The organism is Desulfosarcina sp., assembly GCF_055467485.1.
In genome coordinates this window covers 162,154-172,320 of sequence record NZ_JBUOIV010000004.1, presented here as the reverse complement: position 1 = coordinate 172,320, position 10,167 = coordinate 162,154, and the positions used below count along the sequence as shown (strand labels likewise).

The 10,167-nt window shown below is 57.2% G+C and carries 12 protein-coding genes; 8 read left to right on the top strand and 4 right to left on the bottom strand.

The window, feature by feature from the left end:
• Positions 1 to 58 precede the first annotated feature (58 nt).
• The 3 genes from ACZCED_RS03755 (at position 59) to ACZCED_RS03745 (ending at position 3,326) form a co-directional block, all read left to right on the top strand.
• Entirely contained in the window at positions 59 to 772 is a 714-nt protein-coding gene (locus ACZCED_RS03755) for a pseudouridine synthase (RefSeq protein ID WP_464860237.1), read from the top strand.
• Between the two features lie 203 nt (positions 773 to 975).
• The gene (locus ACZCED_RS03750) at positions 976 to 1,851 is read left to right on the top strand and encodes a B12-binding domain-containing radical SAM protein (protein WP_462971035.1); all 876 of its coding nucleotides are present in this window, start codon (positions 976 to 978) and stop codon (positions 1,849 to 1,851) included.
• A 77-nt stretch (positions 1,852 to 1,928) separates the two neighbouring features.
• Entirely contained in the window at positions 1,929 to 3,326 is a 1,398-nt protein-coding gene (locus ACZCED_RS03745; RefSeq protein ID WP_462971036.1) for a nucleotide sugar dehydrogenase, read from the top strand.
• A gap of 128 nt (positions 3,327 to 3,454) precedes the next feature.
• On the opposite strand, the gene ACZCED_RS03740 is transcribed toward ACZCED_RS03745, so the two are convergent.
• Positions 3,455 to 3,643 (bottom strand): hypothetical protein, encoded by a 189-nt coding sequence (locus tag ACZCED_RS03740; protein ID WP_462971037.1) that lies wholly within the window; start codon positions 3,641 to 3,643, stop codon positions 3,455 to 3,457.
• A 321-nt stretch (positions 3,644 to 3,964) separates the two neighbouring features.
• On the opposite strand from ACZCED_RS03740, the gene ACZCED_RS03735 reads away from it, so the two are divergent.
• From ACZCED_RS03735 to ACZCED_RS03715, 5 genes are all read left to right on the top strand, one after another.
• Positions 3,965 to 4,375 carry a DUF3617 domain-containing protein gene (locus ACZCED_RS03735; protein ID WP_462971038.1) on the top strand — a complete coding sequence of 137 codons (411 nt, stop codon included), beginning with the start codon at positions 3,965 to 3,967 and terminating at the stop codon, positions 4,373 to 4,375.
• Between the two features lie 158 nt (positions 4,376 to 4,533).
• On the top strand, positions 4,534 to 4,803 hold the full coding sequence (locus tag ACZCED_RS03730; protein ID WP_462971039.1) for a hypothetical protein: 270 nt from the start codon (positions 4,534 to 4,536) through the stop codon (positions 4,801 to 4,803).
• A 23-nt stretch (positions 4,804 to 4,826) separates the two neighbouring features.
• Positions 4,827 to 5,135, top strand: a complete 309-nt coding sequence (locus tag ACZCED_RS03725; protein ID WP_462971040.1) for a DUF6794 domain-containing protein — start codon at positions 4,827 to 4,829, stop codon at positions 5,133 to 5,135.
• Positions 5,136 to 5,971: 836 nt separating this feature from the next.
• Positions 5,972 to 6,328 carry a hypothetical protein gene (locus tag ACZCED_RS03720; protein WP_462971041.1) on the top strand — a complete coding sequence of 119 codons (357 nt, stop codon included), beginning with the start codon at positions 5,972 to 5,974 and terminating at the stop codon, positions 6,326 to 6,328.
• 56 nt (positions 6,329 to 6,384) lie between these two features.
• A complete protein-coding gene (locus tag ACZCED_RS03715) occupies positions 6,385 to 7,275 on the top strand; it encodes a hypothetical protein (protein ID WP_464860236.1) in 891 nt (296 codons plus the stop codon).
• Positions 7,276 to 7,315: 40 nt separating this feature from the next.
• Here ACZCED_RS03715 and ACZCED_RS03710 read toward each other — a convergent pair whose 3' ends face one another.
• The 3 genes from ACZCED_RS03710 to ACZCED_RS03700 are packed head-to-tail and all read right to left on the bottom strand — an operon-like array spanning position 7,316 to position 10,166.
• Complete coding sequence (locus ACZCED_RS03710) at positions 7,316 to 8,305, bottom strand: peptide ABC transporter ATP-binding protein (protein WP_462968416.1); 990 nt, start codon at positions 8,303 to 8,305, stop codon at positions 7,316 to 7,318.
• Positions 8,302 to 9,267 (bottom strand): ABC transporter ATP-binding protein, encoded by a 966-nt coding sequence (locus tag ACZCED_RS03705; RefSeq protein WP_462968415.1) that lies wholly within the window; start codon positions 9,265 to 9,267, stop codon positions 8,302 to 8,304. Before ACZCED_RS03705 ends, ACZCED_RS03710 begins: the two co-directional genes overlap by 4 nt.
• Positions 9,267 to 10,166, bottom strand: coding sequence for an ABC transporter permease subunit (locus tag ACZCED_RS03700; RefSeq protein ID WP_464860235.1), 900 nt, complete (start codon positions 10,164 to 10,166; stop codon positions 9,267 to 9,269). The genes ACZCED_RS03705 and ACZCED_RS03700 overlap by 1 nt, the downstream gene beginning before the upstream one ends.
• Position 10,167: the final 1 nt, after the last annotated feature.

Here is a 10,167-nt window from a genome sequence, read left to right as displayed (position 1 = left end):
AGAATCCATTTTGAGGCACACTGACTGCCGGTCCTGACGAAAGGCCGCACAACTATCCATGGCAATGGTTCGCCTGCAAAAGTTCCTCTCCGAAGCCGGGGCCTGTTCCCGGCGCAAGGGTGAGGCGCACATCCTTGCCGGTAACGTCGCCGTCAACGGAAACGTGGTGGTCACCCTGGGCACCAAGGTGGATCCCGACACGGATGTGGTGCATCTCAACGGCGTGCCGGTGGGGAAACCGGATCATCTCGTCTACGTGATGCTCAACAAGCCCGAAGGCATTGTGGCCAGCTGCGAGCACCGGGGGGAGCCGGTGGTCACGGACCTGGTCGACCTGCCCCAGCGGCTTTTTCCGGTTGGCCGGCTGGACAAGGATTCCACCGGTCTGCTGCTGATGACCAATGACGGCCGGATCCATCACCGCCTCTCCCACCCCTCATTTGACCACGAAAAAGAGTACGACGTGACCGTGCAGTGGCCCCTTGCCGATCAGGCCCTTGCCGCCATGGAAAAAGGCATGCCGCTGTCCGGCGTGATGACCCGGCCCGCCCGGGTGCGCCGTATCTCCGGCAATCGCTTCCGCATCGTATTGATGGAGGGCAAGAACCGGCAGATCCGCAGGATGGTTAAAAAAGCGGGCAACCGGGTGGTCCGCCTGCACCGCATCCGTGTGGCTGATTTGAAGCTGGGCAACCTTGGGAAAGGATCCTGGCGGCATTTGCGTCCGGGGGAGCTGCGGCAGCTGTTGAAACTGCTGCAGTTAACAGGGTAGAAAAAACAGAAAATAACAAATCACAAATTCCAAATAAATCACAATAAACAAATTCCAAACCGTGCGAAAGGCAATTGCAGCCGGTGATGGCAAACAACCGTCGGTTTTCGATCTCGTTTGAGAGTTGGATGTTGAAATTTATCGGTTCAAAATTTAATGCTTGCAAATGTCTGTTTGCGGATTAACCAGGTTAGACATTCGACATGCGTTATGAAGGCCCCATCTATCGTCCCCCCAGCGAAGCCGGCTCCCTGCTGGTCCAGGCCACCGTCGGCTGCCCCCACAACCGCTGCACCTTCTGCATGGTCTACAAGAAGGGCCCCCGATACCGGGTGCGGCCGGTGGCGGACATTGTCGCCGACCTGGATCAGGCCCGGAACCTTCATGGCCGCGGTGTCCGCCGGCTCTTCTTTCCGGCGGGCAACACCATCGCCATGCCCACCGACGACCTTTGCCGCGTCTGTGCCCATGCCCGGCAGATCTTTCCGCACCTGGAGCGCATTACCGTTTACGGCTCCAGCCAGTACATCCATAAAAAGGGGCCTGATGCATTGAAGCGCCTTTGCGATGCGGGGTTGAGCCGCATCCATGTGGGACTGGAATCCGGAGACGACGAGATATTGAGGCTGATCCATAAAGGCACCACCGCCGGGCAACAGGCGGAAGCCGGGCAATGGACCATGGCCGCCGGCATTCAACTGAGCCTCTATGTCATGCTGGGCATCGGCGGTGCGGCGGGTACCCGGTCGCACGCCACCCGGACAGCCGACGTGCTCAATCGCATCGCCCCGGATTTCATCCGCCTGCGGACGTTTGTGCCCAAGCGCCACACGCCGCTGCTCAAGATGGTGGAAAGCGGCGCCTTTGAGATGCTGGGGCCACACGGGGTGCTCAAAGAGGCGGCCGCGATGATCCGCCGGCTGGACGTGAAGTCGCGGCTGACCAGCGATCACTACACCAATTACATCAACCTGGAAGGCCGTTTGCCCGGGTGTCGCAAGCGTTTGCTGACGCTGATCGACGATGCCCTCAAACGCCCGGAATCGGATTTCAGGCCGTTTTTCATCGGCGATCAATAGGTCGAAAGGGATGTGGGGGATGCTTGACTTGCCGTTAGCCGGTTGGATTGTTCTTTTATCTCGGTTGGATATGATGTATGTTGGCCTCCGATCGCAACCGGACGTCGGCCTGCAGGCGGATTCCGGTATTTGTAAAACGCATTCATTTCAAGGAGAAGCGGGTGATGTTGACCTTTGATGCGCTGGCTGCAAAACAGGAGAAGATAGCGGTGGTGGGCCTGGGCTATGTCGGGCTGCCCCTGGCCGTTCACCTTTCCAGGCACTTCGATGTGGTGGGATACGATTTCAAATCCAGCAGAGTCGCCGAGCTGAAGTCCGGCAGGGACCGCACCCTGGAAGTCTCCGATGAAGAGATGGCCGCCGCCACGGTGGCCTACACGGACGACCCCGCGGCCCTCGGCGACTGCCGGCTGATCATCGTTGCCGTTCCGACCCCCATCGACCAGTACCGCATTCCGGATCTGACCCCCCTGCGCAGCGCGTCCGAATCCGCTGGCCGCCATATGGCCGCAGGCAGTTGCGTGGTTTTCGAATCCACCGTTTACCCGGGAGCCACCGAAGAGGTGTGCGTGCCGATCCTCGAAAAGGAGTCGGGCCTTGTTTTCGGCAGGGATTTCACTGTTGGCTATTCGCCGGAACGGATCAACCCCGGGGACAAGGTGCACACCGTGGACAAGATCATGAAGATCGTTTCCGGGTCCGACGCGCCCACGGCCCGGCTGTTGGAAAAGGTATACGGCAGCGTGGTCAAGGCCGGCATCCACGTGGCGCCCACCCTCAAGGTGGCCGAGGCGGCCAAGGTGATCGAGAACACCCAGCGGGATCTGAACATCGCCCTGATGAACGAACTGTCCATGATTTTCGACATCATGGGGATCGACACCATGGCGGTGCTCGAAGCGGCCGGCACCAAGTGGAACTTTCTGCCGTTCAGGCCCGGCCTGGTGGGCGGGCACTGCATTGGCGTCGATCCGTATTATCTGACCTTCAAGGCTGAATCCATCGGCTACCATCCGGAGATGATCCTGGCCGGCCGGCGCATCAACGACGGCATGGGCAAATATGTGGCCGAGCGGGTCGTCAAGCTGATGATCCAGGAGGGCAGACAAATCAACCGCACCCGGGTCGGCGTGCTCGGCATCACCTTCAAAGAAGACGTGCCGGACCTTCGCAACACCCGGGTGGTCGACATCATCGATGAACTGGCCGATTACGGCATCGATGTCCTGGTCCATGATCCGCTGGCGGACCCCGACGAAGCCAGGACCTATTACGGCGTCGACCTGAAGGCGTTTGATCAACTCAAGGGCGTGGACGCCCTGGTGATAGCCGTTTCCCACCAATCTTTCCGGGATATGGGGCTGGCACACCTTGCCGGATTGTGCGGCGGGGGCCGGGCCGTGATCGTGGACGTGAAAAGCGCCTTCGAACCGGTTGATGCCGAAAAGGAAGGCATCAACTACTGGCGCTTGTAATCACCGTTCGCCTCTAAACGCCAGGGCCGGTCGGAAACGCACCCGGGGGGGCGGAGAGACCTCAACGCACCGCCCTCCCGGCGCCGCCGGTGGTGATCGGCCCTTGTATGCCCCGCAAAGGGATCCGGCTACATGTAATACCCCACGAACTCACCGCATTTGCTGTTGAAATAATCCATGGCCTCCTCGACGGTGTCAAAAATGATCCAGTCGCGCCTCAGGGTGCGGCCGGCCTGCCGTCTGATCCGTTCGATCTCGGTGTTTCCGAAATACTCGAAATAGTCGTGATAATCGGTGGTCAGTTCGTGCTTTCTCATGGACGCCCTCCGTTTACGGGTTTATCGTTTGAATGGATTCAAGACTAACACCCGGTTGTGACAGATGCGGTCACAGCGTTTCCTTTTTTTTCGTTGTGGTTCAAAAAAATGACGGCTATGCTGAATCGACAAACCGACCATTGAAGATGTGCCTTAGACAATCGCTCGAGATTGCCCCCCTTTTTTTCCATCCGGCCCCTTTGCCTGGGGATTTGTCAGGTTAAAGGGGGTGGAGGCGAGGGCTTCCAATTGAACGTTCGATATAGGGTGATTCAGCACATGCCGGATTATTCCGGCCGACGAAACAAGGAGGGAACGAAAATGGTCAAGTGGCTTGGCGTGTGGATCCTTATGGGGCTCGTGAGTTTATGCGGCACGGTATACGCCGGATCGGAGCTCAACATGCAGGACGGTATGTGGGAGATCACCTCTCAGGTGAAAATGCAGGGCATGACCATTCCCCCGATGACCTTTTCCCAGTGTATCACCAAGGACAATGCCGTACCGAAGACCAACTCGCCCGGACAGGACGACTGCACGGTTTCCGACATGAAAACCATCGGCAGCACGGTGTCCTGGTCGGTCGTCTGCGGCGAACAGGCCGGCAATATGAAGGGCAAGGGTAAGATAACCTACCACGGCGACCGGTTCGAGGGCGAGATGACCACTGAACAGATGGGGATGGTCATGGTGACCGAGATGAGCGGCAGGCGCACCGGTTCCTGCCAGTAACGGGTATCGACCCGAATGGCGTCAAGGACAAGATTGCCGCACCATTTTCCGCGATGTCCAATCGGACTGAGCGGCTTGAAAAAGAACGTAGCGGCTTTATTATTGGAAAATGCAGGCCGGTTGCTTGATGAAAATGATCCATGCAAGGGGGTAACTCAATGAAAGACCAGTGGGAACACGAACTGTCCTGTGCGGTTGCCTGTAGTCGATGCAATGCGAAGCTGGCTGCCAGGGACCAGCGAATTCTGTCCGTCTTCGACCACCAGCCCATTTGCCTGACCTGTAAACAAACGGAGGAGAAGCGGCCTGACTATGCTGACGTGTCTAAACATATGATCGGGACCTGCATGATGGAAACCGAGGTGATGTACGGTGATCCAGGCGGATATTGTTATTTTCATTTCTACCCCTTTACCTGTGACGGATGATCGGTTTTGGTCGGGTGAGACCCATGAACTATTTTCTGGATAAATTCCCGCCCACTGTAGAACAGGTCGTGGACAAACTGGTGGTGGACCTGTCGTTTGCCGAAAAAACCCGTCTGGCCAACATGAACGAGCCAGCGCTGGTCCGGTTCCACCGCTCCTACGGCATTTTCCTGCGCAGCGAATTCCGCCTTCCGGGAAACGATCCGTTAATGAAATCGTGCATGTCCACCGCATATGTAAAGACGATCACTCCCGAACAGGCATCCTACGTGATTTTGAAGGAACTCCAGAAACGACTGCAGGCCGGAAACACTTTGAAAGTCGTCAAGTAGAATCCATAAACGAACAAAATGTTGGTCGGGTATTTCCTTGAAAGCTACCGCCCGCATTTACCGTGCCTGTCCGATCCCTGGTCGATTAGCATAGTCCTACGCAGCGATTCTACCGACCCTCTTCCATGTGCTGCAGGCCGCGAACCATAACTATGCCGAGGCGCCGATCGAGCCATACCAGCGGCCACGATGAGCGGGGGTCCCGCTTCACCCCGACAAGCCGCGGGGAGTGTCCTGACACGAGCAGCAGCGCTGAGCGGCACCGCTGGGGTGAACATCGATTTCCACTTCGCCCGCCGATCCCGTTGACAACCACGGGAAGTGCGCCGGCTGTGGTGATTCAATCATGCCGTTCCAGACCCGTGGCGTGAAACAAGGCAGCGGATCGGATACGGCGTGGTTGGGGAGACGAAGAGGGAGGATAATTGACAAACGGTTGGGATCCATATAGGCTAAAGGCAAATATTCGCCTTGTTGAAGCATTTCCGGCCCTGCCCCTCGGTGTGTGACACTTTTCCTCCCGTAAAACAGGGCTTCATCTCCCGGGCTGCAGTGACGATGGCAACGGACAACTCGCTTGCGATACGCACCTTCTACACGCTCTGACCATTTGATATGGCTGTCACGGCTTCGATTCATGGGGGCGGTGGAAAAGCGAATGTGATTGTGTCTATGGTGTGGCAAGCAACGACTCCGGAATTCACCGGAGCGGGCCAATCTTGCCGGAAAGACGCAGATCGGCAAGTGACGCTGCGTTGGTTTTTAGCCTTGCCGCAGCGCGACGCCATGGCTGATTGGCGGCCATGGACGGTGCGGGAAACCCCAGGAGAAAGAATATGAGACAAAAATATCGCATTTGTCAGTCGCAAAAGAAAAACACCCTGAACATCAAAGAATTTGCCGTGCTTGATAAAGACACCAAGAATGTTGACTCATCCATGCTTCGTGAGGACCATTTTGACCTGATTTGCGATCAGGACTATGATGGAAAGACCATCGCCAGGGCTGTCGCCGCGGGCTGTGATGAACTGGTGGAAACATTGAGAACCCCGAACCTGTATCCCATCGCGCCTTACGCCGAAAAAATCGCCGAGTCGGTGATCGACCTGACCCAGGGGGATGAAGACCGCTGCGTTGAGCTTTTTTTTGATGACAATGAATTGTTTGTTTCCGAAATTTCCATACACCGGTGAATGAATGACTTAGCGGTTAACGTGACCTCACGTAATTTCACCACAAGGAGAACTGCATGACAGAAGAGATTAAATTTGAAATCGGCGAAAAATATGAAAATATGAAAGGGGCCTTCGAGGTGCTCGCCATACGAAGGGATTCCATGGATATCCGATGGGAAGATGGCGAGGAAATATCGACATCCATCGATCTGCAGCGGCGCATTATCGAACGGATGCAATTCGAAAAAGAGCAGGAACAAACCCAGGCTGCCCAGAAAGTCAAGAAAGCCAAGGCATCCACCGCCAAAGGGGGAAAACATTTTGCCGGTCTTGAAGATGCCGACTTCAGCAACACGGTGTCCAAAACCACCTGGCGCGGTCGTGGGCAACTCGGTGGTGCGGTGGCCCAGCGATTAAAAAACAAACAATTCAAATTCAACTCGTGGGCCGTGCTGCGAAAGCCCGAGGTTGCCTGGATAGATATCGTTCGTCAGAAGCAGGCCGATCTGAAGCTTCAGGCAAAATTTTATGCCCGTGTGGAAGATGAGAATTTCTTTTTTGGGGTTCACGTTCCCGCACCCGATCTCTCCGTAACTGAAAAGAGCGACTGGCGCGCGTTGATGGAGTGGCTGGAAAAGCCGGAAAACGATTCATGGCTCAATAAACAGTGCCTGTCTCACGACCTCTATCTGTGTGATCTGAGCAAGCAGGGATTCAGCGGGAAACTGGAAGCCAAAAAAGAAAAGTGGGTGAATTCGCTTTCGGACAAAAAGGATGCGCCCGTCAAATCCTTGAGCGCCTTTTTGTCAGCCGCCGGCAAGTCCGGTGTCATCGATCTGCGCATCGAAAAGCAGATGGCCAAGGACGCTGTCATTGACAAAAAACAAGCCATCGCCAGCGAAATGGCCACTCTTTTTGAAACCCTCATGCCGGTATACGCCGGTGCGGCCGAGCGCAACACCTGATCACGCACCGACATCCGGGTAGTCGAGCTTTCGGTCGACATCAACCCCATTTTTCGGCAACCGATTCCGCGTGGTGGCAGGCCACCTGCCGGTCATGAAGCAGCCGAAGATCGGGCCGCTGCCGGGTGCAGATGTCGGTGGTGTGGGGACAGCGCTTGTGGAAGGTGCACCCGGGTGGCGGGTTGAGCGGAGAGGGGAGTTCTCCTTTTAGAATTGCGCGGATCTTTCGTGCAGACTTGTCAACCCTGGGTGTGGATGCAAGAAGCGCCCGGGTATAGGGATGAAGCGGTTGTTCGAAGATGGTTTCCTTTTCACCCTGTTCCACGGGCCGTCCCAAATACATGACCATCAGGTCGTCGGCGATATGGCGAACCACGCTCAGGTCGTGGGAGATGAACAGGTAGGCCAGGTCCAGTTCCTCCTGAAGGTCCATAAGCAGGTTAAGCGCCTGGGCCTGGACCGACACGTCCAGGGCGGATACCGGTTCATCGGCCACCACCAATGCAGGGTTGAGCATCAGGGCCCGGGCAATGGCGATGCGCTGGCGCTGACCGCCTGAGAACATGTGGGGATAGCGCGAGTAGTGCTCCCGGCTCAAACCGACCTTCTCCATGATCGCCAGAGCGCGCTCCTGCCTTTGGCCGGCATTCATCCCGGTGTTTATCTTCAGCGGTTCCTCAAGTATGGCGCCCACTTTCTTTCGGGGATTGAGCGAACCATATGGATCCTGAAAAACAATCTGAACGTGCCGCCTCAATTTCCGCCGAATGGTGTCATCCCTGGCGTTGCCATCCATCCCGTTGATCTCGAATTGCCCGGCCGTCGGTCGCTCGATCATGGTGACCAGGCGCGCCAGCGTCGATTTTCCGCAGCCCGATTCACCGACGACGGCCAGGGTTTTCCCCTTGTTGATCGAAAAGGAGACCCCGTCCAGCGCCTTTACCGTCAACGGCTTCTGAAAGAGCCCCCCATTTTTTACCCGGTAGTATCTGGCAAGATCCCGAGCGTTGATCACCTCATCGTTTCTCATTGCTGCGGCGCTCCGTGGGCAAGGGGAAAATGGCATCGCACCGACCCAACGCCGTCGCTGCGCAGCAAGGGTGCTTCCTGCTGGCAGCGGTCCTCGGCAAACCGGCAGCGCGGGTGAAACAGGCAACCGTCGATCCGATCGTATTTTCCCGGAACCACGCCGGGGATAGTCGGCAACCGCTTCACGCCCGGGCTTCGTTCGGGAAGTGCATCCAGAAGGGCTGCCGTATAGGGGTGGCGCGGTGACGAAAAAATCTCGTCAACCGGGTGCTTTTCCACCACCTGCCCGGCATACATGACCACGACCTGCTGGACGGTTTCAGCCACCACTGCCATGTCATGGGTGATCAGGATCAGGGCCATCTGATTCTGCCGCTGAAGATCCAGCAAAAGGCGGAGGATTTGGGCCTGGATGGTGACGTCCAGGGCTGTAGTGGGCTCGTCGGCGATCAGCAGTTTAGGGCTGCAGGCAATGGCCATGGCAATCATCACTCGCTGGTTCATACCACCGGAAAGCTGGTGGGGGAAGCTTTTCAAGCGCTGTTCGGGTGCGGGAATGCCCACCTGATCCAGCAGTTCGATCGTGCGTGCCCGTCGCTGGTAACGGCTGCCGCCGCCGTGAACGGCCAGGGTCTCCGATATCTGATACCCCACGGTGAAGCAGGGATTGAGGCTGGTCATGGGTTCCTGGAAGATCATGGCGATATCTTTGCCGATGAGGCTGCGCCGCATCTTGGCGGACATGGCCAGGACATCGTAATTGTTGAATCTAAGGTTTTTTGCCGAGATAATGCCGGGGTAGGGGATCAGTCCCATCAAGGCCAATTGAGTGACGCTTTTACCGGAGCCGGATTCTCCCACCACACCCACCACCTGACCTTCATCCACGGCAAGGTCCACGTCATCAACGGCTTTAAAGCCTGAAAAATCAACCGAGAGGTGTTCGATCTGCAATAGTGTCATCAGCGTTTCAATTTGGGGTCCAGGGCGTCCCTGAGACCGTCACCGGCCAGGTTGAAAGCCAAGACGGTAAACAGAATCGCCAGGCCGGGAAAGGTGACCACCCACCACGCCCGCTGGATGAACTGGAGTGCGTTGGCCAGCATGGCCCCCCATTCCGGTACGGGCGGCTGGGCCCCCAAACCCAGAAAACCCAGCGCAGCGGCATCCAGAATGGCTGTGGAGAAGCCCAGCGTGGCCTGGACGATGAGCGGCGCCATGCAATTGGGCAGGATGACCAGGAACATCAACCGCAAGGGACCGGCTCCGCAGACGCGGGAGGCGGTGACGTAGTCTTTGGTCTTTTCGGTGAGCGCCGACGCCCGGGTGAGCCTTACGTAGTGGGGCAGCACCACTATGGCGATTGCCAGGATCGCGTTCTGCAGGCTCGGCCCTAAAATAGTGACGACGGCCATGGCCAACAGCAAACTGGGCAGGGCCAGCATGATGTCCATCAGCCGCATGACCATGGCTTCAAAATATCCGCCGATATAGCCCGAGGTGATCCCCAGCAGAATCCCGGCTGCCAGAGAGAGGGTAACCACCAGGACACCGACGAACAGGCTCAGACGGGCGCCGTGAATCAGCCGCGAGAGCATGTCCCGCCCCACGTCATCGGTGCCCAGCGGATAGGTCCACGTGCCGCCGTCCTGCCATGCCGGCGGGGTAAGGATCGCATCGCGATACTGTTCAAATGGACTGTGGGGTGCGAAGACATCGGCAAAGATGGCCACCGTGGATATGAAAAGAATGAAATAGAGACCGAGCACCGCGCCTCGGTTCTCTTTGAAATACGACCAGAACTCTCTGACGGGGTGCGGCGGCGCCTGCACGGAAGCTGCGGTGATGGCGATCTCGGACATG

Bases quoted from the DNA above. Each gene is read 5' to 3' on its own strand.
- ACZCED_RS03735 (WP_462971038.1), top strand. From the start codon at position 3,965: ATGGTCAAGTGGCTTGGCGTGTGGATCCTTATGGGGCTCGTGAGTTTA.
- ACZCED_RS03720 (WP_462971041.1), top strand. From the start codon at position 5,972: ATGAGACAAAAATATCGCATTTGTCAGTCGCAAAAGAAAAACACCCTG.
- ACZCED_RS03700 (WP_464860235.1), bottom strand. From the start codon at position 10,166: ATGTCCGAGATCGCCATCACCGCAGCTTCCGTGCAGGCGCCGCCGCAC.
- ACZCED_RS03710 (WP_462968416.1), bottom strand. From the start codon at position 8,305: ATGAGAAACGATGAGGTGATCAACGCTCGGGATCTTGCCAGATACTAC.
- ACZCED_RS03730 (WP_462971039.1), top strand. From the start codon at position 4,534: ATGAAAGACCAGTGGGAACACGAACTGTCCTGTGCGGTTGCCTGTAGT.
- ACZCED_RS03750 (WP_462971035.1), top strand. From the start codon at position 976: ATGCGTTATGAAGGCCCCATCTATCGTCCCCCCAGCGAAGCCGGCTCC.
- ACZCED_RS03755 (WP_464860237.1), top strand. From the start codon at position 59: ATGGCAATGGTTCGCCTGCAAAAGTTCCTCTCCGAAGCCGGGGCCTGT.
- ACZCED_RS03705 (WP_462968415.1), bottom strand. From the start codon at position 9,267: ATGACACTATTGCAGATCGAACACCTCTCGGTTGATTTTTCAGGCTTT.
- ACZCED_RS03740 (WP_462971037.1), bottom strand. From the start codon at position 3,643: ATGAGAAAGCACGAACTGACCACCGATTATCACGACTATTTCGAGTAT.
- ACZCED_RS03715 (WP_464860236.1), top strand. From the start codon at position 6,385: ATGACAGAAGAGATTAAATTTGAAATCGGCGAAAAATATGAAAATATG.
- ACZCED_RS03725 (WP_462971040.1), top strand. From the start codon at position 4,827: ATGAACTATTTTCTGGATAAATTCCCGCCCACTGTAGAACAGGTCGTG.
- ACZCED_RS03745 (WP_462971036.1), top strand. From the start codon at position 1,929: ATGTTGGCCTCCGATCGCAACCGGACGTCGGCCTGCAGGCGGATTCCG.